23 protein-coding genes are annotated in these 23,909 nt (G+C 62.2%); 5 read left to right on the forward strand and 18 right to left on the reverse strand.

Annotated elements, in window-relative coordinates:
• Positions 1–27 precede the first annotated feature (27 nt).
• From IGX34_RS16490 to IGX34_RS16510, 5 genes are read right to left on the reverse strand one after another with little or no spacing between them, the layout of a single operon-like run.
• Positions 28–1,404 (reverse strand): aminotransferase class V-fold PLP-dependent enzyme, encoded by a 1,377-nt coding sequence (locus IGX34_RS16490; protein WP_192556824.1) that lies wholly within the window; start codon positions 1,402–1,404, stop codon positions 28–30.
• Positions 1,398–2,009, reverse strand: coding sequence for a rhodanese-like domain-containing protein (locus tag IGX34_RS16495; RefSeq protein ID WP_192556825.1), 612 nt, complete (start codon positions 2,007–2,009; stop codon positions 1,398–1,400). The genes IGX34_RS16490 and IGX34_RS16495 overlap by 7 nt, the downstream gene beginning before the upstream one ends.
• Positions 1,979–2,518: a YeeE/YedE thiosulfate transporter family protein gene (locus tag IGX34_RS16500; RefSeq protein ID WP_192556826.1), complete on the reverse strand. Its 540-nt coding sequence runs from the start codon at positions 2,516–2,518 to the stop codon at positions 1,979–1,981. Before IGX34_RS16500 ends, IGX34_RS16495 begins: the two co-directional genes overlap by 31 nt.
• On the reverse strand, positions 2,515–3,024 hold the full coding sequence (locus IGX34_RS16505; protein ID WP_192556827.1) for a YeeE/YedE thiosulfate transporter family protein: 510 nt from the start codon (positions 3,022–3,024) through the stop codon (positions 2,515–2,517). Before IGX34_RS16505 ends, IGX34_RS16500 begins: the two co-directional genes overlap by 4 nt.
• A gap of 2 nt (positions 3,025–3,026) precedes the next feature.
• Positions 3,027–3,947, reverse strand: a complete 921-nt coding sequence (locus IGX34_RS16510) for a sulfurtransferase (protein ID WP_192556828.1) — start codon at positions 3,945–3,947, stop codon at positions 3,027–3,029.
• Between the two features lie 153 nt (positions 3,948–4,100).
• Between IGX34_RS16510 and IGX34_RS16515 the strand changes: the two genes are divergently transcribed.
• Together IGX34_RS16515 and IGX34_RS16520 are read left to right on the forward strand one after the other, a co-directional pair.
• Positions 4,101–5,300: a sensor histidine kinase gene (locus IGX34_RS16515; RefSeq protein WP_192556829.1), complete on the forward strand. Its 1,200-nt coding sequence runs from the start codon at positions 4,101–4,103 to the stop codon at positions 5,298–5,300.
• Entirely contained in the window at positions 5,297–6,049 is a 753-nt protein-coding gene (locus IGX34_RS16520) for a LytR/AlgR family response regulator transcription factor (RefSeq protein ID WP_192556830.1), read from the forward strand. The genes IGX34_RS16515 and IGX34_RS16520 overlap by 4 nt, the downstream gene beginning before the upstream one ends.
• A 30-nt stretch (positions 6,050–6,079) precedes the next feature.
• Here the strand turns inward: IGX34_RS16520 and IGX34_RS16525 are convergent, their stop codons facing one another.
• The 4 genes from IGX34_RS16525 to IGX34_RS16540 form a co-directional block, all read right to left on the reverse strand.
• Complete coding sequence (locus tag IGX34_RS16525) at positions 6,080–6,475, reverse strand: RidA family protein (RefSeq protein WP_192556831.1); 396 nt, start codon at positions 6,473–6,475, stop codon at positions 6,080–6,082.
• 129 nt (positions 6,476–6,604) lie between these two features.
• Positions 6,605–7,621, reverse strand: a complete 1,017-nt coding sequence (locus tag IGX34_RS16530) for a zinc-dependent alcohol dehydrogenase family protein (protein WP_192556832.1) — start codon at positions 7,619–7,621, stop codon at positions 6,605–6,607.
• A 105-nt stretch (positions 7,622–7,726) separates the two neighbouring features.
• Positions 7,727–8,722 (reverse strand): aldo/keto reductase, encoded by a 996-nt coding sequence (locus tag IGX34_RS16535; protein WP_192556833.1) that lies wholly within the window; start codon positions 8,720–8,722, stop codon positions 7,727–7,729.
• A 49-nt stretch (positions 8,723–8,771) separates the two neighbouring features.
• Positions 8,772–9,095: a carboxymuconolactone decarboxylase family protein gene (locus tag IGX34_RS16540; RefSeq protein ID WP_192556834.1), complete on the reverse strand. Its 324-nt coding sequence runs from the start codon at positions 9,093–9,095 to the stop codon at positions 8,772–8,774.
• A gap of 119 nt (positions 9,096–9,214) precedes the next feature.
• On the opposite strand from IGX34_RS16540, the gene IGX34_RS16545 reads away from it, so the two are divergent.
• Positions 9,215–10,117 carry a LysR family transcriptional regulator gene (locus IGX34_RS16545; protein WP_192556835.1) on the forward strand — a complete coding sequence of 301 codons (903 nt, stop codon included), beginning with the start codon at positions 9,215–9,217 and terminating at the stop codon, positions 10,115–10,117.
• A 196-nt stretch (positions 10,118–10,313) separates the two neighbouring features.
• Here IGX34_RS16545 and IGX34_RS16550 read toward each other — a convergent pair whose 3' ends face one another.
• From IGX34_RS16550 to IGX34_RS16560, 3 genes are all read right to left on the reverse strand, one after another.
• On the reverse strand, positions 10,314–14,447 hold the full coding sequence (locus IGX34_RS16550) for a response regulator (protein ID WP_192556836.1): 4,134 nt from the start codon (positions 14,445–14,447) through the stop codon (positions 10,314–10,316).
• A 37-nt stretch (positions 14,448–14,484) separates the two neighbouring features.
• Complete coding sequence (locus IGX34_RS16555) at positions 14,485–15,630, reverse strand: response regulator (protein WP_192556837.1); 1,146 nt, start codon at positions 15,628–15,630, stop codon at positions 14,485–14,487.
• 164 nt (positions 15,631–15,794) lie between these two features.
• A complete protein-coding gene (locus tag IGX34_RS16560) occupies positions 15,795–16,283 on the reverse strand; it encodes an Lrp/AsnC family transcriptional regulator (RefSeq protein ID WP_192556838.1) in 489 nt (162 codons plus the stop codon).
• Positions 16,284–16,356: 73 nt separating this feature from the next.
• Here IGX34_RS16560 and IGX34_RS16565 point away from each other — a divergent pair, with 73 nt between their 5' ends.
• A complete protein-coding gene (locus IGX34_RS16565) occupies positions 16,357–17,343 on the forward strand; it encodes a DMT family transporter (protein ID WP_225737535.1) in 987 nt (328 codons plus the stop codon).
• Between the two features lie 52 nt (positions 17,344–17,395).
• Here the strand turns inward: IGX34_RS16565 and IGX34_RS16570 are convergent, their stop codons facing one another.
• Positions 17,396–18,874: a helix-turn-helix transcriptional regulator gene (locus IGX34_RS16570; RefSeq protein ID WP_192556839.1), complete on the reverse strand. Its 1,479-nt coding sequence runs from the start codon at positions 18,872–18,874 to the stop codon at positions 17,396–17,398.
• A gap of 203 nt (positions 18,875–19,077) precedes the next feature.
• On the opposite strand from IGX34_RS16570, the gene IGX34_RS16575 reads away from it, so the two are divergent.
• Positions 19,078–19,374 (forward strand): hypothetical protein, encoded by a 297-nt coding sequence (locus tag IGX34_RS16575; protein ID WP_192556840.1) that lies wholly within the window; start codon positions 19,078–19,080, stop codon positions 19,372–19,374.
• Positions 19,375–19,492: 118 nt separating this feature from the next.
• Here IGX34_RS16575 and IGX34_RS16580 read toward each other — a convergent pair whose 3' ends face one another.
• From IGX34_RS16580 to IGX34_RS16600, 5 genes are all read right to left on the reverse strand, one after another.
• Positions 19,493–20,245, reverse strand: a complete 753-nt coding sequence (locus IGX34_RS16580; protein ID WP_192556841.1) for a hypothetical protein — start codon at positions 20,243–20,245, stop codon at positions 19,493–19,495.
• A gap of 36 nt (positions 20,246–20,281) precedes the next feature.
• On the reverse strand, positions 20,282–20,638 hold the full coding sequence (locus IGX34_RS16585) for a YciI family protein (RefSeq protein ID WP_192556842.1): 357 nt from the start codon (positions 20,636–20,638) through the stop codon (positions 20,282–20,284).
• Positions 20,639–20,779: 141 nt separating this feature from the next.
• Positions 20,780–21,514, reverse strand: coding sequence for a dihydrofolate reductase family protein (locus IGX34_RS16590; RefSeq protein WP_225737536.1), 735 nt, complete (start codon positions 21,512–21,514; stop codon positions 20,780–20,782).
• A gap of 84 nt (positions 21,515–21,598) precedes the next feature.
• Positions 21,599–22,642 (reverse strand): Ldh family oxidoreductase, encoded by a 1,044-nt coding sequence (locus IGX34_RS16595; protein ID WP_192556843.1) that lies wholly within the window; start codon positions 22,640–22,642, stop codon positions 21,599–21,601.
• Positions 22,629–23,909 carry an aminotransferase class I/II-fold pyridoxal phosphate-dependent enzyme gene (locus IGX34_RS16600; protein WP_192556844.1) on the reverse strand — a complete coding sequence of 427 codons (1,281 nt, stop codon included), beginning with the start codon at positions 23,907–23,909 and terminating at the stop codon, positions 22,629–22,631. The genes IGX34_RS16595 and IGX34_RS16600 overlap by 14 nt, the downstream gene beginning before the upstream one ends.

Raw genomic sequence — 23,909 nt, forward strand, 5'->3', positions numbered from 1 at the left:
ATGTACCGAATACTGCAGCCGCTGAACCTATTCGCCGCACGCAGCGATCAATGCCACGGCACGCTCGATGTCTTCGTGCGTCGTGGGGGCACCAACGGATAACCGTAATGCGCCAACGGTAGCGGTACGCTCCGTGCAGCGCCGGAATGCCTCCATACTGAAGTTGCCTTCAAGTTTGTCGAAGCAGCGATCCACGCCCAAGGCATCGAATCCGAATGCCTGCTCGGCTGCCCCGGGATTGCAGAAGCAGCCACCCCGAATGGCGACGCCATGCTCGCGCGCCAGCCGCTCGACATGCTCGTAGGGCAGCACGCTGCCGTCGTTCTGCAATACGTTGAACGCCACGATGCCACCCCGCTGCTCCATATCCAGAGGGCCATACAGGCGCACCAGCGGCGCGCCACTGCGGTGCCGTAAGGTCGCTGCCGCGCCCAGGAAGTGCCGCACATGGGATTGAAGATGAGCACGCAGGCATGAGCGCGGCATACGAGCGAGAAAGGCGAAGCCAGATTCAATGGCGGCCAGATCGAGAAAGTTGGGGGTTCCATCCTCGAAACCCTCGTGACCTGGCCGGAAAGCGTGCCGCTCGTGCGCGACGGAGACGAACTCTACCGTTCCGCCCGAAAACCAGGGTCTGCGCAGGCGCCCCAGTGCCGACTTTTTCGCGATCAAGGCACCCACGCCGGTCGGCAGGCCGAATAGCTTGTAGAACGAACACACGACGAAGTCGGCGGAATGCTCCCGCAGACTAAGCGCTCCGCACGGGCCGGCCGCCGCGGCATCGAGCAGGACATCGCATCCGAGTGCCTGGGCCTCTTCGACGAGTGACAGGTCGTGAAGCACGCCGGAAAAATTGGACTGCTGCGGGAATGCGAACAAGCCCCCGCCCTGTTGATCGACGCTCGCCCGCAGGTTTTCAGATCCGCGATCGAGCCGGAGTTGCGCATCCAGCGGCAACACGCCGATGGGTGCCTGTGCGCGCCTGGCGAACTCCCGCATGCCATTGACGGAATTGTGGTTGTCGGCCGAGAGAATGAGCCCGTGGCGCGCCGAAAATGGATAGCTCTCAGCGACGAGCTTGAGGGCTGCAGTGGCGTTGGCCGTAAAGCAGACTTCGTAGAGATCCGGATCGGCATCGAAGAAGGCGAGCGTCGAGGCGCGCGCGGCTGCCTGTGCGGCAGCGCTGTTGCGGGAGGCTAGATGCTCCGAGTGAGGATTGCCGAAAATTCCGTGCGCCAGCCGCTCGCCCTGCGCCCGTGCCTGCGAGGCGCCGTAAAGCGCACTCGCCGCGTAATCGAGATAAGCGATACCGGCCGTATCGAGCCGCGCGAATTCATGGGCGCGAAGTGCGGCGAAGTCGAAGGCATCGCTCGCCTCGGCGGGTTCCATGGCATGCGTCAGCATCCGCGCCTCCGCGGGCGCTGCCCGGTCTGCGTTGCACTGGCCATGTCGCCGCCCTGCTCTACTCCGATGCGGGGAGAGCCACCGAAGTAATGGCTCAATGCCTCGATCTGTGCACGCTCCGCGGTCGAGGCGTTCGCCGGCAGCGACGGATGCAGCACCTCTTCGCGCCAGTCGGCAAGACCGCCCGGCACGAATACCGCTTGCGTCACGCCAAGCGAGTGCAACATCACCCACGCCTGGCCGGCATGCGCGCCTTCCTGCGAGTAAAGGACGATGGTCTGGCCGGGTGCGAAGTGCGACTTCGCCAACTGGTCGATCGGCACATTCTCCGCTGTCGGGATCGCATCGTCGCGAAACTCGGCCGGCGAACGTACGTCGATAACGCGAAGTCCAGGCCGGCGATCGCGTATCCACTCCGCCAGCTGGCGCGCACTGACGTGGTCGGAGCCTTGGTCGATTGCACGCGCGATGGAATCCAGATCCAGCCCTCGCTGCGGCGCGCGGAAGGAACTCCCTGCGAAAGGCGCTCCCAGGCCCAAGGCAAGCGCACTGATGCCAAGCTGTCTCACCCATTTCATGGTCTTGCCTCTCGCTTCGCGATCCATGCCAATACCGAAATGGCAATCACCGTGACCAGCGCGACCACAACGCCATACGGCAAGCCTGTGAGACCTTGGAGCGTCAATGGGCCGTACGGCGTTGCGCGATAGAAAGATTCGATCGCGGGGAACGCCAGGCCGACGAGCAGCAGACCTGCCAACAACCCGAGCATCGTTGCGGCGCCTTCGATACGGCCGCCGGCCAGCGCCACGCAGGAGGTACCCGGACATAGGCCGCTCAGCACGAAGCCGAGCCCGAAGATCAGGCCGCCAACGAGTTGCGGTAGCAGATAGGTGTCGGGCACGTAGAACGCAGCGGAATCAAACAGGCCCAGCCGGCCACCCCAGAAGGCGCCGAGCATGGCGGTCAGCATCGCGCTCAACATCACCTTGAGCACGGTGAAATCCCGCAGATAGAACTGGCCGGCGAGCTTCGGCGGATCGCCCAAGCCGGCGCATTCGAGTGCCGCGCCGAATGCCACGCCGATGCCTCCCGCAATCAGCAGATCGTTCATGGCCAGAGCCTGCGCACGAGCGGCGCGGCAACGAAGCCGGCGAGGAACAGTGTGCCCATAAAGATCCAGGCACCGACACTAAGCACCGCACCGCCACTCAAGGCGAGGCCGCTGGTGCAGCCTCGTGCCAGCGCGGCCCCAATGCCCATCAAGATGCCGCCTGCGACGCTGGCGAACAGCTTGCCAGCGGACGGACGGGCGGCGCGGACGAACATCGATCGTGTTCGTCCTGCCAGCGCCGCCGAAACGGCGGCGCCGATCAGCACACCGACGATCTCGACGACAATCCAGGCAGTCCACGGCGAACCGTCCTGCAGATAGCTGCGGAAGTAGGCGCTATGCGCAGCCGTCTCCGGCGAGACGTTGCTGATCACGCCACTCGCCACGCTGGCGAATGCACCGGATGCTCCCAGCCCCTGCCCGGTCAGCGCGAAGCAGGCTAGCAGCACCAGGCCCAGGCATACGCCCGCCAGGTGAGGGTCGGCATAAGAACGGAGCGGGCGCATCGTCAGCGCTCGACCGGCAGATCGCGCATCGTCCAGTCTTCGAACGAACCGTCGTACAGCACGGCATCGATCCCTACGGCACGTGCCGCGAACAACGCTGCCGTTCCCTGCTGGCCGATGTGGCAATAGGTAATCACCCGATCGCCTGGCTTCACGCCGGCCTTGCGGAACAAGGCCAGCAGTTCGGCCGGCTTTTTCAGGGTCAGGTCGTCATTGGTGATGTCGGTAAACGGCAGGCTGTGCGCACCGGGGATGTGGCCGCGGCGGAGGTGGCCATCCGCACCGCTCTGTTCGACGCCGTCGTAGTACATCGTGGCGCGCGCATCGATAAGCACATAACCGGGCTGCCGGACGTGCGACTGCACAAACGCGGCGTCGACGATGGTCGGCTGCAGATTGAAGGGCTTCAGTGTTCCCGGCGGCGTGGCCGTGACCTGGTCAGTCAGGGGGCGGCCCTCGCGGCGCCACTTCGGTATGCCGCCGTCGAGCAGGTCGGCATGCGCTCCCAGCCCGGCCGATTGCAGCGTGAACCATATCCGCGTCGCCTGAGAGACCTGATCGTCTCCGAAGTACACCACCACGCGGGAGTCGTCGGAGATGCCCAGTCCCTGCAGCCGCTGGCGCAATTCCGGCGCCGTAGGCATTTCCAGCGAAAGTTTGCTCGACGTGGCGGCGACATCCTCAAGACTGACGAAGCGCGCGCCAGGAATGTGCGTGGTTTTGTACTGCGATGCTTCGCCGACCTGTAGCAGCACGAGGTTGAGGTCGTGCAGGTGACTGCCCAGCCACGCCGTGGATACCCACGGCTCGGTTTGCGTGGTGTCTTGCGCAGCAGTCTGCGCCTGTACGCAATATGGCAGGGCCGCTGATCCAACGAGGATCGCAAATGCCATGGCCGCCTTCGCCAGAATCTTGATCTGCATGGGTTCTCCCGGTGTCATGTGTGCAACAGGTATAGGGCACGCAGAAGCGCTGTGGGATGGGCATGCGACGGACCTGGTCGGCCATGCGATGAAACGGCCCAGGCGCGGATGGTTCGTGTGCGCCCCGGCGCATGCTTTGCTAACGTGTCGTACATGGATTTTCCCAACGACGACCTGCATGCCCGACTGCCGCGAAGCGTGCTGTCGGACCTGGGTGGCTGGACGCTCTACCAGAGCTTCCGCACCTTTACCTGGCCCTGGCTGCTGCGCCGGGGAATCGTGTTGTGGCCGCTGGCGCTTCTCGCCGGTTGTACCTATGCGACCTGGCATGCGTCCGGCACGGGGGCGTGGGGCGACTGGCCCGGGCTGGCACTGAGGGCGTGCATCGCATCGCTGATCGCAGTCTCGGCCGGCCCCCTGCTCGCTACGTTGATCCGGTATCGGCGTTTTCCGGGCACCGCGGAGCGTGTGCTGGTAGTTCTGGCGATCCTGCTGGGGCTCTGGCTGGGCATCGTCGCGCTCAACTGGGTGGGCGCCTATCACGCCCATCTCATGCAGGCCTATGCCGGGCATTACATGCGAATCAATTGGTTCGGTGCGGCCGTTTCAAATTTTCTCGGCTCCAACGTCAATGCATCCATGTTCGCTCTGATCCTGGCGGGCGGCGGTTATGCAACGGTCTACTATCTCGGCGAGCAGCGACGCATCGCCCAGTTCGAAGCCGGTCGCCAGATCGAAAACCTGCGCGCAGAGCGGAATGCCGCGGACATGCGGCTGGCCCTGCTGCAGGCGCAGGTCGAACCGCATTTTCTCTTCAATACACTGGCGTCGGTGCGGTCGCTGATTGCTAGCGAACCCGAGCGCGCGGCAACCACCATCGACGCGCTCGCGGCGTATCTGCGCATCGCGTTGCCGCGGATCCGCACCACGGGCATCGAAGAAGCCACGCTCGGTCGCCAGATCGATCTTTGCATGGGCTATCTGGAGATCATGAAGGTCCGTACGGCTGGGCGCGTCGAGGTCCACGTCGATGCAAGCGACGAGGTGCGGGCCATGCCCTTCCCGCCCCTGATCCTGCTGACGCTGGTGGAAAACGCGATGACCCACGGCATCGAGCCGAAACCGGGCCCCGGCATGATCAAGATCACCGCAGGCACCGCGAATGGGTTCCTGAGCGTGAACGTCGAAGACGATGGCCGCGGCTTGCAACCCGGCACCACGCCCGGCCTGGGCCTAGCAAACGTTCGCGCCCAGCTCCGCGATCGGTTTGGAACCCATGCACGCTTCGAGATCGCATCACGTGCCGGAGGCGGGGTGAGCGCGTGCATCCACATTCCGCTCGCGTTTCCATGATCGCGCCCACCACGGCCCTTATCGCCGAGGACGAAGAACCGCAGCGAACGGAGCTGCGCGGCATGCTGGCACGACTGTGGCCGGAACTGGTGATCGTCGCCGAATGCGACAACGGCATCAGCGCGCTCGATGTGTGGACATCGGAGAAACCGGATGTTGCCTTCCTCGACATCCGCATGCCGGGACTTGGCGGCCTAGAGGTTGCGCGGCAGGCCGTCAGTCCAGCCCAGGTCGTCTTCATCACCGCGCATGACGAATTCGCGGTGAAAGCCTTCGATGCCGGCGCCATCGACTATCTGTTGAAGCCGATCCGCAGCGATCGCCTGATTGAAACGGTGGCACGCCTGCGCAGTCGCCAGCCCGCAACACAGGTCGATTTCACGGCATTGATCGATAGCCTCGCCGGCCGCTTGAAGCCGGTGGAGATGATCACCTGGATAACCGCCAGCATCGGCGACACCCTGCGCATGATCCACATCGGCGACGTCATTCTTTTCCAGTCCGAGGACAAGTACACCCGCGTCGCCACCGCCACCGATTCCGCATACATCCGCACGCCACTGAAGGATCTGATCCCCAAGCTCGATCCTGAAGCCTTCTGGCGGGTTCACCGCAACGCCATCGTTCGCGTGTCGGCGATCCGTCAGGTTAAACCGGACGGGGATGGCCGCCTGCTGGTCTGGCTGCATGGCATGACTGAGCCGCTACGCGTAAGCGATGCGTTTCGCCATCGTTTTCGCGCTATGTGATGTGGTGTGTGGGACAGGGATCGGTCGCAATTAATCCAGCATCGCAATCGCATCAACCTCGATCAGATAGCCTGGAGACAACGACGCCACACCAAGCACCACGTCTGCAGGCTTGTAATCCCCGAACAGTGTTTTGCGGGCCTCTTCGATAATCGGCAGGCATCGGTCACGCTCGTAATTGACGACGTAGACAGTGATTCTTGCGACTTGCCTGGGTCCAGCGCCCGCGGCAGCAAGGGCGCGGCCGAGGTTGCCGTACACCTGACGTGCCTGGGCCGCAAGATCACCTCGGCCTACGAGGTTGCCATGTATATCCTCAGGTTCCTGGCCAGAAATAAATACCAACTTGCTGCCCGTTGCCACGACCACCTGGGTATAGGTTTCCGGGGTCGGCAAATCGGCCGGGTTGATGTATTCAAGTGACATTTGCCTGTGATCCTCACCTTGTTGATTTATCGCTGAAGCGATCAAGCGGTGATGATCGTAGCCCCCTTTATCGCACTGGCGTAGTGGGTATCACGATGACTGCTCCCATCTCTCTGCCCCGATGCCCACCTACATACGCAACAGCACCTTGATCGCCTCACGCTGATCCATGGCCCGATAGCCTCGCGCCACATCGGCCAAAGGAAGCTCAAGATCAAACACCCGCCCAGGATTGATCTTGCGCGTAAGCACCAGATCCATCAGCTGCGGCAGGAAGCGACGCACCGGCGCCGGACCGCCCAGCATGCCCTTCTGGGCGAAAAACAGCTGCTGACCGTCGAATTCAACCCCATGCGGCACGCCTACGTAGCCGATCATCGAGCCCGGCCGTGCGCACTCCAGCGCCTGCATCATGGATTCCTTGGTGCCTACGCATTCGAGTACCGCATCGGCCCCTACATTGCGCGTCATCTTCTTAAGCTCGGCAACGCCTGCGTCGCCACGCTCGGCAATGATGTCGGTCGCGCCGAATTCGAGCGCCAGTTCTTGGCGTGCTTTATGGCGGCTCATGGCGATGATCCTGGCGGCTCCCATTTGCCTGGCCGAGAGCACACCCATCAGGCCTACGGCGCCATCGCCCACAACGACGACGGTGGAGCCCGGCTGCACGCGCGCCGCATCGGCGGCATACCAGCCGGTGCCAAGCACATCCGATACGGCCAGCAGGCTGGGAATCAGGTCATCCGGCGGCAGTTCGTCGGTAGCTACCAGGGTGCCGTCGGCCAACGGGACGCGCGCCAGCGGTGCCTGCGCGCCGCTCATGAATTCGCGCTGCTCGCACGAGGATTGAAAGCCGTACTGGCAATGCGGGCAGGTGTTGTCGGAAATGCAGAATGAGCCCACCACAAACTGGCCCGGCTTCACGGATTTCACCTCGCTGCCCACTGCCACCACGATGCCGCAGTACTCATGCCCCATGGCCAGCGGTGCGGTGATCGGATTTGAACCGCGATAAGGCCATAGATCGGAACCGCAAATGCAGCTTGCGGACAGCCGGATAATGGCGTCGGTAGGTTTGAGAATGGTCGGCTCGTCGCGTTCTTCGGCGCGCACATCGCCTGGGCCGTACATCATGGTCGCCAGCATGGGTAGGTCTCCGACTGATTGGGGTTGAGAGGGTTTGAACATCGAAAGCCGTTCGCCCGTGGCTGAACGGCTTTTCTGTGCAAGTGATGCGATGCGGCTGGATTTTCAGCGGCCGATAGTGGCCATCAAATGCGGTGGATAGCGCTCGCCTTCGATCCGGATGGCCGCTGCAGCCTGCTCGATCCTGGCCAGGTCGGCCGCCGTCAGCTCGATGGCCGCGGCGCCCAGATTTTCCTCGAGGCGATGCAATTTGGTGGTGCCGGGAATCGGCACGATCCAGGGCTCGCGGGCAAGCAGCCAGGCCAGCGCAATCTGCGCGGGCGTTACGTGCGTGGCAGCGGCGATGTCCTTCAGCAGGTCGACCAGCGCCTGGTTCGCGGCCATGGCGTCGGGCGAGAAGCGCGGGAGATTCTTGCGGAAGTCGTTGTCGCCGATCGGCGTGTCTTTGCTCATGGCGCCAGTGAGAAAACCCTTGCCGAGCGGGCTATAGGCGACCAGTCCGATGCCCAGCTCCTTGCATGCCTCGAGAATGCCATTGCTTTCGGGGCCACGCGTCCATAACGAGTACTCGTTCTGCAGCGCGGTAATTGGCTGCACTGCGTGGGCGCGGCGCACGGTCTGTGCGCCGGGTTCGGACAAGCCAAAGTGGCGAACCTTGCCCGCGGCGATCAGGTCCTTCACGGCCCCTGCTACCTCTTCGATCGGCACATTGGGATCGACGCGGTGCTGGTAAAGCAGATCGATGGTGTCGATGCCCAAACGCTTGAGCGATGCCTCGGCTACGGCACGAATATGCTCCGGCCTGCTGTTGAGTCCCCTGTTCTGCCCGGTCGCCGCGTCGATGTCGAAACCGAATTTGGTGGCGATCACGACCTGGTCGCGCACGGGTGCGAGTGCCTTGCCGACCAGCACCTCATTGGTGAACGGGCCGTAGACCTCTGCGGTATCGAAGAAGGTTACGCCGCGATCGAAGGCATCGCGGATCAGTCGAATGGAGTCGTCGTCCGAGAGCGCATGGCTGTAGCTGAAATTCAGCCCCATGCAGCCAAAACCGAGGGCCGAGACTTCCAGCCCACCCTTTCCAAGCAAACGCTTTTGCATAGATCACCTTGATAAATATTGATAGTTGCTCGACACGTATCCGCCGTGCTCAGGCACTCTCCGCAAATACCTTGCGCGCGATGCCCACGGCGGTACTCGCTGCCGGCCAGCCGGCGTAGAAAGCCAGGTGCGTGATGGCTTCGACCAGTTCGTCACGCGTAACGCCGTTCTGCTGCGCGAACTTCAAATGGAACGGCAACTCGTTGATGCGGTATTGCGCGATCAAGGCGACGACGGTGATCAGGCTGCGGTCGCGCTTGGACAGCTCCGCACGCTCCCACACGTCGCCAAACAGCACCTGCTGGGTCAGCCGGTCGAGGGCGGGCGCGACGTCGGCGAAGGGGCCTTGGGTCTTGGGAGGTGTTTCGGCCATGGCTTGGTTCCCTGGGATAGGCGAGGGAATGCCAGTCTGACCCTGGCGCGCTTATCTGATAACCCGGGCAATATCGAATGGACTTATGATTCCAGTCGATTAATCAAGCCGGTGCAGCCATGAGTGGCGAGAACTACAACGACCTGCAGGCCTTCCTTACGGTGGCGCGCGAAGGCAGCTTTACCCGCGCCGCCGCCCAGCTGGGCCTGTCGCAATCGGCGCTCAGCCACAAGATCCAGAGCCTGGAGGCGCGGCTTGGGCTGCGCCTGCTCACCCGCACCACCCGCAGCGTGTCGCCCACCGAAGCCGGCGAGCGGTTGCAGCAGGCGCTGGCGCCCAATTTCGAGAACATCGACGCGGCGCTGTCCGGCCTCAGCGAGCTGCGCGACAAGCCAAGCGGCACCATCCGCATCACCAGCAGCGAGCACGCCGCCGCCACCATCCTGTGGCCGGTACTGGAGTCCTTTCTGCCGCAGTACCCGGACATCCGCGTGGAAGTGATCAGCGATTCCTCGCTCACCGACATCGTGGCCGAGCGCTTCGACGCCGGTATTCGTCTGGGCGAGCGGGTTGCCCAGGACATGATCGCGGTGCCGATCGGGCCGCCCACTCGGCTGGTCGTCGTGGGCAAGCCCACTTATCTGGCCTCCACGTCGCCGATCGCCACGCCACGCGACCTCACCCAGCACAACTGCATCAACCTGCGCTTCCTTACCCACGGCGGTCTGTATGCATGGGAGTTCGAGAAAGGCAGCAATGCGCTCAATGTGCGCGTGGAAGGCAGGCTGACCTTCAACAGTCTCGAGCGCATCCTCGCCGCTTCACTGGCCGGCTTCGGTCTCGCCTATATACCTGAAGACATGGTTCGTCCGCACATCGAAGCTGGTCGGTTACAGCAAGTGTTGGATGACTGGTGCCCGCTGTTTTCGGGCTATCACCTGTATTACCCGAGCCGGCGGCAGCCTTCGCCTGCCTTTGCGCGGCTGGTCGATGCGCTTCGCTATCGCTCGCATGGTCCGTAGAAAGCAATTATTGCGGGCAGGTGTTTTGCACTATGCCCCACTGACAACCATCTCGGTGCCGTCAAGCGCTTTCAGCAGTGCGTTCAAGCGCGCCACCGGTACGTCGCCCAAGGCATATCGGACTGCCACGCGAGGCAACAGCCATCCGGCGTGAACATGCGATCTCGCATCAGACACGCCTCAGCCGCCGCGAAACTCAAGCAGATTGCGTAGCGTCAAGCGCAGCCAGGCCGGCTATAACGGGATCGAGCACGCTCACCACAACAGCCAGCAACTGATCGACGTGTCCAGAGGGCGCGGCCGCCTTGCAAGCCTGCTCCAGCTCGGCGACATGACCGGCCACGGCCATGGCGCCGATATTGGCCGATGCGCCACGCAATGTATGCGCGAGCCTGGCTGCGGCGTCGACGTCGGCAGCATGCCGCGCTGCTTCGAACAGGCGCGCAAAGTCGGCGTAGTCCTGCGCAAACATATGCAGCAAGCGGCGATAAAGCGCAGGCATGTTTGCGCATGTTGCCAAGCCGGCGCGCTGGTCGATACCGGGAATGGCTGGAAACGATGACGTTCCCGAAACTCCCGTTGCCGTCGCCACCTGGCTTTCCGCTGCGCGGCCTGGCTTGATCCAGCGTGCCATCGTGGCAAGCATAAGGCTCACATCCAGCGGCTTGCCTATGTGATCGTTCATGCCCGCGGCAAGCGCGTTGTCCCGGTCGCTCGCCATGGCATCGGCGGTCATCGCGATGATCGGAAGCTGCGTCAGGCCGAGCTGCTCCCGGATGGCCCGGGTTGCGGCATAGCCGTCCATCACCGGCATCTGGCAATCCATAAGTACGCCGTCGAAATGCCGATCGGCGGCAAGCAGATCGACGGCTTCCTGTCCGTTTCTCGCCACCGATATCTCCACTTCTGCGGTCCGCAGGAGCTCGGATGCCAGTTCCAGGTTCAGCTCGTTATCTTCGACCAGCAGCACCCGGCAGCCACGCAACGCGGATCGATGCTGCCCAAGGCTGCGGGTTGGCGGGCTTGCATGGATCGCTGCCGCCTTCTGCTGGCCGAGGGTCGCGGCCAGGATTTCATGCAACGCGGACGGCATGACGGGCTTGGTAAGCAAGCCGTTCAATTCCACACCGCGCCGTCTGGCTTCGTCCAGGGCCTTGTCGCGGCCGTAGGCCGTAACCATGATCACCGCCGGCACATGCGTCTGCTCGACCGATTGAAGCCGGCTCAGCGTCTCGATGCCATCGACATGTGGCATCTTCCAATCCATGAAAAGCAGCGAATAAGGCCGGTGCTCACGCTCGGCGCGGGCAAGCAGAGCAAGTGCGTCATCGCCGCCAGTGACAGCATCTACCTCGACGCCCAAGCTTCGCACCATGGTCGAAAGAATCGCGCGCGCGGCCTCGTTGTCGTCCACCACCAGCCCACGCAGCCCACTGAATGCGTACGTATCGGCGTACTGGTGTTCCTCACGATTTTTCTGCATACCCAGAAAGACGTGAAAATGAAAAGTGGAACCCCTGCCCACGCCGCTTTCGACCCAGATCCGCCCCTGCATCAAGCTGACCAGCTTTTTCGATATGGCCAAGCCCAGGCCGGTGCCACCATATCGGCGCGTGGTAGACGAGTCGGCCTGCACAAAGGATTCAAAGATGCGGCCACACTGCTCGGCACTCATCCCGATACCCGAATCCCTCACCCAGAAATGCAGTTCCGCCTGGTCATCTGCCATGGATACTGGCTCGGCGCCGACCACCACCGTCCCCCGCTCGGTGAACTTCACGGCGTTGTTGCCCAGATTGAGCAGGATCTGCCCCAGGCGAAGCGGGTCGCCAACGAGGCCAGCAGGCAATTCGGGGGCGACCTGGAATAGCAGCTCCAGCCCTTTCTCCTCGGCCTTCAGGCCCACAATATCGGCGACATGATCCAGCACGTCGTCCAGACGGAAGGCGATCTGCTCCATGCGCATCTGGCCGGCTTCAATCTTGGAGAAGTCCAGGATGTCGTTGATGATGCCGAGCAGCGCCTTGCCAGAGCGATGAATCTTGTCGAGATAGTTGCGCATCTTCGCATCGGGATCTGCTTCCAGGGCCAGGTGGCTCATGCCGATGATTGCGTTCATCGGCGTGCGTATTTCATGGCTCATGTTCGCCAGGAAGTCGCTCTTGGCCTGCGTTGCCTCCTCCGCAATTTCCTTTGCGTGCAGTATCGCGGCCTGTGCCGCCTTGCGTTCGGTGATATCTACGATCCAGCCCAGCACGCCCGGCTCGCCGTCATAATTGATCGGCAGGTAGGTGATCAGCATGTCGCGCTCCCTGCGCGCCAGGTCGTACATGCGCACGTCGTGGTCGGCGACCGCCCCGGCGCTCTGCAGTTGTTCCCAGATCCGTTCGCGCTCGCCCTCGCAGACATACATATGGTTGGTAAGATCGCCCGGGCCGATGCCGAAAATCCGGATAAATTGCGGATTGGCGAAACGCAGGCGTCCCTGGGTCGAAACCGCGATGCTGACGGGGCTGCTGTCGAGAATCAGCCTAAGCCGCTCTTCGCTTTTCTGGATCGCCGCCTCCATCGCACGCCGCTCGGTAACGTCGCGTACCGATGCGCATACGCAGATGCCTTCCCCATCCAGCTTCGGCAGAAATGAAAGACCGATTTCGACGGAAAACTCCACGCCATCCTTGCGCACACCATGCAGGTCGGCCTGGACGTCGCCCATCTGGCGGCTCACCCCATCGGCAAAAAATTGATGTCGGAAGCCGACGTGATGGCCGCGCGATGCGGAAGGCACCAGCAGTTCGATGTTCGCGCCGATCAGTTCGCATTCTGCATAGCCGAAGATCGCCGCCACTTTCGGATTGACGAGAATAATGCGGCCGTCCTGGCCCACGATCATCATCCCGTCGGGAGCGGATTCAATGATGCCGCGATACCAGGCTCTGGCCGCCTCGATGGTTTTCTGCTGCGACTCCAGCTCGACGGTCTTTTCCTGCAGGCGTTCGGCCTGGTGCGCCGTCAGCTCCGCCTGCCGGCGCGATTCGTCCAACAGATGGCGCGTATAGGCCGCGCGCTCCAGGATTTCCAGATTGATCGCCAGCATCGGCGTCAGCTCGTCCAACAGCACGCGCTGATTGGCATCGAACGGCAGCTCGGCAACCAATTCGATGACACCGAACAGGCGCTCGCCCCTGATTACCGGCAGCAGGGTGTGTGGATGTGACGAAGCAGGCGGCAGCAGCGAAATCGGCTTGCGTTCGGCAGCACAGCGCCCTACTTCGCCTTCGCCCAACTGAAAGCACGGTGTGACATGACCGGCCGCATAATTGCCCGACAGCTGGAGCTGCCCAGTTGCTTCCTCGCAAACATAGAAGACGCCCCGCACAAGCTGGAGCGGGCGACTGAGAAAGCCTAGAAATCGATTCGCCATATCCTCTGCATCGGTTGCCGCCTGGAGTTCGGCGGCGATGGCGGCCACATGGGTCTTGACCCAGCGCTGCCCCGCCATCTGCGTAGCTTCGTGTTGCAAGGTGACGATGCTGCGCGCCAGGCCGCCCACTTCATTTGGATATTCGGTATAGGGCACCGCGGTATCGAGCAGACCGGAACTCAGCGCATCGAGCGCCCGACGCAATCCTTCCGTGGGCCGTTGGATAGAACGGCTGATGAGCTTGCTGAACAACGCGCCGGCGCCAAGACTCAGCGCCAGTATCCAAAGCGTCAATTGCACGCCGTAACGGAAGCGTGCTGCCGCGTTCGCGACCTCCCGATCGGCGCCCTCGCGTTTTATTTGTTCGACCCTGGCCAGCGCCTGATTGACCGACGCATCGCTTTGCCGGAAACCGGGTGACATCAACAGCGCTGTGGCGGCCGAGACATCCCGAGCGCCCGTGGCGGGATTGGCGGTGGCGCGCAGCAATGCAGCCACCTGTTCCACATGGTTCCAGTAGCCGGCGAAGGCGATCTCGAAACGTGCCAGCGCCTGCTTGGAATCGGCCCGGTAAATGCGCGGCCTGGCCAATTCGATTTCCCGCTGCATGGCAGCTTCGGAGGCGACTACCTCATGCAGGGCATCCAGGCGTTCGTCAGCGCGGTCGACCAGCACCGCCTGCCGCAGGTTCTGTCCGATGTCGCCCAGGGCCGCCCTGGCTTCCTCGATATACACCAGCCCCAGCGCATCCATTTCGTAGAGGCGGTCGATTTGATCGCGCTGCAGGCGTTGCACGCTCAGGCTGAAAATGCCGAGCAACACGGCCAGCAACAAAATGCCGCCGAAACCGATTTGCAATCGGCGCCGCAGTGACAAGCGCTCCAGTCGCCCCAGCAGGGTGTTCACTTTGGCAAAGGTCCTCCGCTTGATGGGGAGTCAACCGTCAAACGGTCCCGCTTTCCCTGAGCCGATCCTCTGCCTTGAATGACTCCTGGTCGCCAAAGCGCTGGGCGATGTCCTGAAATTCGGCTTGCAGCGCCAAGAATGCATCGACCACGTCTGGATCGAAATCGACCCCGCGTTTCTGCGCAATGTATTGCGCTGCTTCCGCATGCGGCATCCCTGTCTTGTAGATCCGGGCGCTGATCAATGCGTCATAGACATCGGCCACCGCCATCAGGCGGGCACATACCGGAATGGCATCACCCGCCCTGCCTTCCGGGTAGCCGCTGCCGTCCCATCGTTCCTGATGGCCATGGGCCATTTGCTTGGCCATGCGCAGGAACGGCACATCCATGCCAAGCTGATCTTCGGCACGTTGAATGGCATCGCGGCCCAAGGTGGTATGGGTCTTCATCACCTCGAATTCTTCCGGCGAGAGGCGGCCGGGCTTGAGCAGGATCCGGTCGGGAATGCCGATCTTGCCGATGTCGTGCAGCGGCGCCGACTGGAACAACAGTCGGCGGCTGGCCTCGTCCAGATCCCCGGCGAAGCGCGGGTGATCCTTCAGGTGGTCGGCCAGCGCTTTCACATAATGCTGGGTACGTCGGATGTGACTGCCGGTTTCGTTGTCCCGGGCCTCGGCCAATGAAGTCAGGGCCAGGATCGTCACTTCTTGTACCGCCGTCAGTTCGGCAGTACGCCGCGCCACTTCCTGTTCAAGGTAGGCATTCTTGTCTTTCAGGAATTCCGTCGCCGCCCTGAGGCGCAGATGATTGGCGATGCGCGTAATGACCACCGGTGGGTTGACGGGTTTGGTGACGTAGTCGACCGCACCCAGCACTAACCCGCGCGTTTCATCCTCGGTGGCATTCAACGAGGTGAGGAAGATAATGGGTATGTCCTGCGTATCGGCTCTCGACTTGAGCTGCCGGCAGACGTCGAAGCCGGACATGCCCGGCATCACCACATCGAGCAGGATGATGTCCGGCTTGTGCCCGGCGGCAATCATCTTCAGCGCCTGCTCTCCGTCGGCAGCCGCGTCCACCCGGTAGAACGGCCGCAGCAGTTCCGACAGCAGCAGGCGATTGTCCGCACCGTCGTCAACGACAAGCACGCTGGCGGCATGGATTAGCTTATCTGCACCCATTTCGACTCTCCTCCGCATGCATTGATGTGCGTGAGTCGTGATGCCCGCAGCCCCCTACCTGGCTGCGAAAAGCAGTATACGAGCACTTAATTCAAGAAAGTGCGGCCGGCGTCAAGCAGCATGCCTTCACCCACACTTAACAAACGACAGCTTTTTGAGCTGCTTCAAGGCAGCACGATTGCCGTTCCCGTCTTGACCCGATCGAGCGCGATCAACGTACGGAAATCCACCACCAGTTCGTTTTCCGAAAACAGCCGCCGCGTAAGCGACTCGTAGGTCGGCATGTTCGGCGCGATGATGATCAGCACAAAGCTGATGCCGCCGGTGACGTAAAAGCATTGCTGCACTTCCGGCGTCTGGCTGAAGAGCGCCTTGGCGCGGTCGGCGGTGGCGGCGCGCTCGTCCCGCAGCTTCACTTCCACAATGGCGGTGATTGTGGCGGCGACAGCTTCCGGGTCCACGATGGCGACGTTGGCGGCGATGACGCCTGCCTTCTCCATCGCCGCGACACGACGCTGGACTGCCGCGGTGGACAGGTTCACGGCTTCCGCGATCGCCCGCTGCGGTGTTTTATTGTCCCGCTGCAGAATGTCCAGGATGGCCCGGTCGTAGCGGTCCAGGCTGGCGGCAGGCGCGGCAACGTTCTTGGCCATATTCGAGTAAATGTTGCGTTTAGGGCATGGAAATCGAGGCCGATAATCGCAGGTCGGCGGGTAAATTGCTCGCATGGACACCGCCTCGACCGCACCACCAGCCCGCTCCTCCGCCATCTCCTCCATGACCGCCGGTATCGCCTGCGGCATCGGCGCCGGCGCGCTATGGGGCCTGGTATTTCTGGCGCCGCAACTGGTGCGCGAGTTCAGCCCCTTGCAACTGACCGTGGGCCGATACCTCGCTTATGGACTGATCGCCCTGCTACTGATTGCGCCGCGCTGGCGGAGCCTCGTCGCGCATATCGAGCGGCGTCAGTGGTGGTCGCTGATCTGGCTGGCTCTGGCAGGCAACACGCTTTATTACGTATTGCTGTGCAGTGCCGTGCAGACCGGCGGCATTGCCATGACCTCGCTGATCATCGGCTTCCTGCCGGTGGCGGTGACCATCATCGGCAGCCGCGACCATGGCGCCGTACCGCTGCGCAAGTTGCTGCCGTCGCTGCTGCTATGTGCGCTGGGTGCGGTCTGCATCGGCTGGCAGGCCATGGCTCATTCGGGTGGCGTTTCGGCTGCGCGTCCCTTGTTCGGCCTGGTCTGCGCGATCGGTGCACTGGCTTCATGGACCGCTTACGCCATCGGCAATGCCCGTTGCCTGGCCCGGCTGCCGCAACTGTCCGCGCAGGACTGGAACCTGTTGATGGGCCTGGTCACCGGGGCGCAAAGCTTGTTGCTGCTTCCCGTTGCGCTCGCACTCGGCTCGGCCAGCCACAGCGTCGAGGCGTGGGCGCGCTTCGGTACCGTATCCGGCGGTGTCGCTATCGTTGCCTCGATCGCCGGCAACGCCCTGTGGAACCGGATGAGCCGGCTGCTGCCGTTGACCCTGGTCGGCCAGATGATCCTGTTCGAGACGTTGTTCGCGTTACTATATGGCTGGCTGTGGGAACGGCGTTGGCCCGCGCCGGTCGAGCTCATGGCGTTGTGCCTAGTGGTCCTGAGTGTGCTGAGCTGCCTGGGCGCGCATCGTGTCAGGGATATTCCCGTGGTCTGCGCAGATCCTTGATCGCCCGGGCTTTCCCGCTGCAGATGCGCAGCGGGATGCCGCAGCATGGGCTTCAGTAGCTGATGATGCCCCGCTCGCGTCCCCAGATAACCGCGGCACTGCGTCTGTTGACGCCAATTTTTCCGTACAGCGTCGAAATATGGTTGCGTACCGTATTGCGGGAAAGCTTGAGCGCCGCCGCGATTTCGCTGTCGCTGTGTCCTCTGCAGATCAGGCTCAGCACCTCTTTTTCCCGCGGCGTCAGATCACTGAGCTCGCTACCGGTCTTGCCGGTTTCGCCCGGGCGCCTGATCTGGGCGAGTTTCTCCATGACGTTGCGGCTGAACCAGGATGCGTCTTTCATGACCGCCTCGATCGCCGCTATCAGATCCATTTCGGAGCGCTTGCGCTCCGTGATGTTTTGCAAGACGCACAGGACGCAAGCTTCGCCCTGGATCATCACGGCCGCGGAAGAAAACAGGCAATCGATGACGGCGTCATCGCTGGTTCTCAACGGAATTTCAAAATTCAGCAGCTCATCCTGGGTTTCCAGGCGCAGCTGAAGATCGCGATAGAGCTTCACGTCTGCCCACAAGCCGGCATCGGATGTGGTCTTGCCGAGCAAGTCGTCGGCCTTGAAGCCCATGGTTACCGAAAAGGCGGTATTGACTTCGAGGATGCGCAGCTCCGGCCGTGCGCACACCATCATGGGTACCGGCGCGAGGCGGAATGCCTTGGAGAAGCGCTCTTCGCTGTGACTCAACGACACCTCGGCTTTTTTGCGCGCCTCCAGGTCGATAAAGGTGAACAGCATGCAATCCGCATCGTCTACCTCGATGGGCTGGCCCGCGACAATGACGAACTTGCTGTCGCCATTGGGTAGCCGCAACTCGGCCTCCCGCTGCGAAATGGTGCGCCCGGCATGGAGGTTCTGCACCGCTTCTTCGCGTTTTTCGGCGCTCTCCAGTACATCCACCTCGTACGCGGTGTGGTTGATGAGTGCCGCACGATCGTAGCCGGTCATGTCCAGAAAGCCCTGGTTGACCTTGACGTAACGCAAATCCGATAGCTGGCATATCAAAGCCGGAGCCGGGTTGGCGCTGAAGGCTCGCTCGAATCGATCTTCGGCACTGAACCGCTCGGTGACGTCCTGCATGATCAGCACCAGGGATTCGTTGTTTCCTGCCGAATCGGTCAGGATCAGGCTGCGCACCTGGTGCACGCGGCAAAAGCTTTCGTCGTCGGCTTTCGTGACCTCGACGATAACGTCGCGGAACAACTCGCCGGCCAGCAGGCGCTCGATGGGGTACTGCTTATGGGTCAGAAGATGGTGATTGCGGTACTTCAGGATGAATTTTTTCCGGTATTGCCCGGCATTGGCGCCCAAGTCCCGCAGCTGCTCCACCCCATGGATGGCGAGGGCGGTCTCATTGGCCCAGACGATGGAACGATCGGGATCGATCAGCAACACACCTTCGGTGAGCCCGGCAATGATCTGCTGAAGCTGGTGTCGATCGACATGGGGCTTCGCCCTGGCTTTGGCTGCGGCCATATCACTCCACCTGGAATCCCATTGGGTTGGCGCCGTTGGCAAGGTTTGCAGAAAGTCGGGCCCTTGCCGTCACCTAAATGTACTAGTTCAGCTGGTGCAGCGCGCTCTGTGCGGATTGCCGCCAGCTTTCTAGCCTGATCGGGCGACCCCAAAGCGGGAGATTCGGGCCTTTATGACAGGTGCTGGTTGTCGGGAGACAAGTGATGCCAGTTACGCATTTGATGTCGGTGGTTGAGTTTGAGCAGTGCTTAAAAAACGGTGGAACCCATAAATTTGAAATTACGATCGACGAAATACCCCAGCTATCGGGCGAATTGCAAACGCTTTCCCCACTCAAGGTGGAAGATTTCCAGACCCAGGAACTGATGAAGCAGAGCGGTACCTGGGCCACCATAGTCAGGCGATTGGCCGCCTTCAATGCCGTCTGGATTTACCGGCGCAATGGACATTTCACTTTTGAAGTGACCTGCATCGTGCCGCCGCCTGCCAGTCAGGCGTAGCGGGCGATCGGGCTGCGACAGTGTGAAGCGCCGTTGTACGCAATGGCGGCGCACGCAGCCGTAACGCTGCGTGCGCCGCGGCCTTGGCGAAAGCCGATCGGGCCTGCAGCCATCGGCATCAGTGACTATGCATGCTCGCAGGCGTTCCGTCGGACCAGTCGGGCACCGCGACCAGGAACACCATGATCGGTGGCAATCCACCCTGCGGAGATTGCTGGCCCGGGGCAAAGAACCAATATGGGCTGGACATGACCGGCGAACCTGCAGCACCGGAGCCCCAGTCGCTGCCGTCCTGGACTTGGTTGAAGAACATGACATGGGGCATGTCGTGCTCGCCCATGTCCGTGAGATAGGACGACTTAGACATCATGTAATCCATGGCGCCGCTTTCGAGCTGGGGCAGTTGTTTGTGTGCGAACGCCGCCTTGAGTGCCGACACGATTTCCGCCTTGGATCGTCCGGCCATCACCAGCTTGGCGCGCAGGTAAATGCTGGGCAGCAGCGAACGCGCCGCCTGGGGATTGAGGCAATCGGCGGCCCGTATTTTCGCGCTCCAGAATTCGGGCCAGTCAAATGGACCCGACCAGCCGCGCCCCACCCAGCAGACAAAGCCGTTCTTGCCGTCGACTGCCTTCTCATAGCCCTTGCGGCCCAGCACCAGCACCGTCGCATCGCCGGAAATGGATGCCGGCGCCGCACTGCGCGCCAGGGCGATCTCGGCGGCGCGATCTGGCATGAGGTATTGCTCGATCGGCGCCATTTGCGGATAACTCGGCGCGGCATCCTGGGCTGTCGCCTGCTGCGTCATGCCAAACCCCAACAGCAGGGTAAGACTGGTAATGGCTGTTACGCCCATCTTGTTCTTGCGCATGGCTCACTCCTCCCACTTCGCTGCTGCGCGCATCGCTCAGTTCTGTTCGGGCGCAGGATTAAAGAAGATCTCGCGCACCTCGACCACGCCCGGTAGCGCCTTGGCGCTTTTGCGCATCCACGCCATCACTTCGTCCAGACTCTCGGTTTCCATGATCAACAGGCCACCGACATATTCTTTGGCCTCCAGATACGGGCCGTCGGTAACGGCCACCTCGCCACTGGCATGCGAGCGCATGGTCACGGCTTTCGGACTCAGGCCGCAGGCGAACTTCCTGACACCGGCGGCGACCATTTCGCGATTGAGTGCATGGATGGCTTCGATGGTCTCCTCGGTAACGAGCGAGGGGTCGAAGTCTTCCGGGATATAAGTCGAGATCAAATACTGCGGCATGTTCCTCTCCTGGCATGGCCATTAGCCGGTGGATTGCGTGGGCTTCACGATAGTGACGAACGGCATCGCCGGAATTCGACACGCTACCTCGAGAAATTTTCGATTCTCTGCGTGGCGGGCGGGCACGCTTGCCGCAAAGCTTCATGCCGGCTGGTAAACGGCTCCGACCACACCACCGCTGTAAGCGGTCGCACTGACCAGACGCAGATCGGCCGGACTGTGCAATCCGCTGAACAGTGCATGGCCCTGGCCCAACACCACCGGATGGACGGCAAGCCGATATTCGTCCACCAGTCCGGCGGCAATCAGGCTGCGGGCGAAGCGGACACCGCCATGCGCAAGGATGAGCTTGCCCGGTTGTTCCTTCAGGCGCCGCACTTCCTCTGCCAGGTCGCCGCGCGCCACCGTGGGCTCAGCCCATGATTTGAGCACGGCCGCTGTCGGCGTAACGCTGGGGCGGCCACCGGTGAGCTTCGCTTCTGCCTCGGCAGTGCGGTCCACCTGGGTGCCGTCCTTGATGCCGGTCCGCGAAAAAACGATCTTGGGAATATCGTTCATCGCTGCGGTGAACGGCGTATCCGAGAACGGCCAGAAAGCTGCCATGTCGTAATAGCTGCCGCTGCCCATGATGTGCACGCCGGCTTCGCTGAGCGTATCGACCAGCCGTGCCCTGGAGTCGGCGCTCGATGAGCGGAATATCCAATCCAGTTTGCCATCCCGTTCGGCGACAAAGCCGTCCAGGGACATGGACATTTTCAATACGAGTTTTCTTTCGGTTGCACTGGCCATGTTTTTTCCTTCGTCGCGAAGTGGTCGCCAAGGGTCATTCTGGCTTTCCATAGAGCAACGACGAATGGAGGAAACGCTTTTCGACATGGCCAGCGTAAAAGTCCCCTCCTATTTACAGCCGTCATTCCCGCGAAAACGGGAATGACGGTCGGATCGCAAAAATGGGAAGCTTTAGATGGCCGTTACCACCGAATCCCTCACCCGGCTCAAATGCCGCCCCAGCAGCTCGACGTCCTCCGCCGTCAGCGGAATGCCGTCAAGCCGCCGCTCGGCCTCGGCCTCACGCTCAAGATCGCCCGGCACCCTGACTGGTTCCGCGCCACTTGCCTTGCTCTCGCGAAACAGCGTCAACAGTTCGGACAGGCGGCTGCGAAATACATCCAGGTCGACGAATGCCGAGATCTCGATCGCCACCATGAAGTGACTGATAAGCCGCGGCGTGTCGTAGGGCTCGCGATAAAGATTGGACAGTTCGACATCGAACGGCATGTTCGACAGCAAGGCGCAGAGGATCTGGATCATCATGCCCAGGCCCTGACCCTTGACCCCGCCCAGGGGCTGCAGCGCACCGAGCTCGCCGCCTTGTGACAAGTCCTGCCCCTGCTGATTGGTGGCCAGTCCCGGCGCTACCGGCAAGCCGTGATGCAAGGCATGCAGCACCCGCGAATACGCGGTCTGGCTGGTCGCCATGTCCAGGTAAAAGCCGTCGCCATCATGACCTGGCGCAGCCATCGCCAGCGGATTGGTGCCGTTGAGTGGCGTGGCGCCGCCGAACGGAACCACCAGTGCATCCGAATTGCTGAAGACCAGGCCGATCTGCCCGGCCGCGCTCGCCATGCGGGCGAAATAATCGGCACGCCCGAAATGGTTGGAATGACTGACCGCGATAGCCGCGATTCCCGCGATACGCGCCCGGCGAATCGCCTCGCGCATCGCCGCGCTGCCAGCAACCACCCCAAGCGCATCGCCGCCATCGAACAAGGCCGCAGCAGGCAGCGAACCCGTGACACGAAAGTTCGGTTTCGCCTGTGCCCGTCCGCCCTCGAGCTCCTTGATGTAGCTGTGAATGAGACGAACGCCATGCGTGTCGATACCGCGCAGCGATGCATCGACCAGGGCATCGGCCACATCCGTCGCGTGGGCTTCGGAAACATTCAGATCCATCAGCAACGCAACCATCGCCGCATGCACCTGCGCCGCATCATATCGCTGCATGGCAAACCTCTTCGTATTGGAGGATGAACTGACCCAGCCTTGCAACACCTTCGGCGATCTGCGCCGATGGCACATTGCTGAAAGCCAGCCGGATACTTTCCTGGCAGATGCCGGACAGTGAAAAAAACGACAGCGGCATGGGAATAACGTGACGCTCGCGCGCACACTGCAGCACTTCTTCCTGTCCGAAGCGGAACGGCAGATCCATGGTCAGGAAAAAGCCGCCTTCCGGCCGATTCCAGCGAATGCCCTCCCCGCTTCCACCAAACTCAGCGGCGAGTGCCGCAAGCATAAGATCGCGATTCTTCCGGTAGTGATCGCGCTGCGGAGTTACCAGACGCTGCAGCGTGCCGTTCTCGGCCAGTAGCACGCCGCCGATCAGGGCCTGGTTGAGCTGGCTGGTATTGACCGTCAGAAAGCTCTTGCGCTCGCCCAGTTCCGCCACCAGCGCACGTGCCGCCGCCGCATCGCCGAACAAGGTATCCGGCACCACGGCGCCGCCGATCCGCACCGCCGGGCACAGGGTCTTGGAGTAAGTGAACAGATAGATCACGCTGCCGCTGCGATCGAGCGCATACATCGGCGGCACCCGCTCGCCTTCGTAGCGGAACATGCCGTAGGGATTGTCTTCGAGCACCAGAATGCGCTGCTCGGCGCAGACATCCAGCAGTTCCTGCCTGACCAGCTGCGAAAGCACCGCTCCGGTCGGATTGTCGAACTCCGGAATCAGATAGAACGCGCGCGCACGCTTGCCTTCGTTGCCAAGCCGCTCGGTCACGCTGCGCAACTCATCGGCAAGGCCATCGTCCTTGGCGTATAGCGGCACGATTTCGATGCCATGCAGATCGGCCACGCCGGTCATGCCGATATAGGTCGGATCGCGGGCCAGCACTACTTCGTTCGGTGCGCGGCACAGCGACAGCAGGCACAGCGCGAGAGCCTCCTGGCAGCCGGCCCCGATCACGATGTGCTCGCCGCGGGTCTGCACGCCTTCGTCCAGCTTGAGCTGGGCGGCCACCAGTTCGTTGATCAGGCCATTGGTACGGCCGTATTGCGCCAGGCGCCGCCCGGCATCGGCACGCGTCACGCCCCAGCGGGTGGCCAGTTCGCGCTGGTATAGCGGAATGGCTTCGAGCCAGTGGTCCAGATCGAAAAAGGCTTCGGCCGGGCGGCCCGAGGCCAGCGAAATGGCATTGGGAAAGTCGCCCGCCACCTCATTGAGAAAATTCATCACGGCCAGCCGCGATGCACCTGCTTGTGTAGTCAC

This window comes from Dyella acidiphila (assembly GCF_014863405.1).
GTDB classification, from domain to species: domain Bacteria; phylum Pseudomonadota; class Gammaproteobacteria; order Xanthomonadales; family Rhodanobacteraceae; genus Dyella_B; species Dyella_B acidiphila.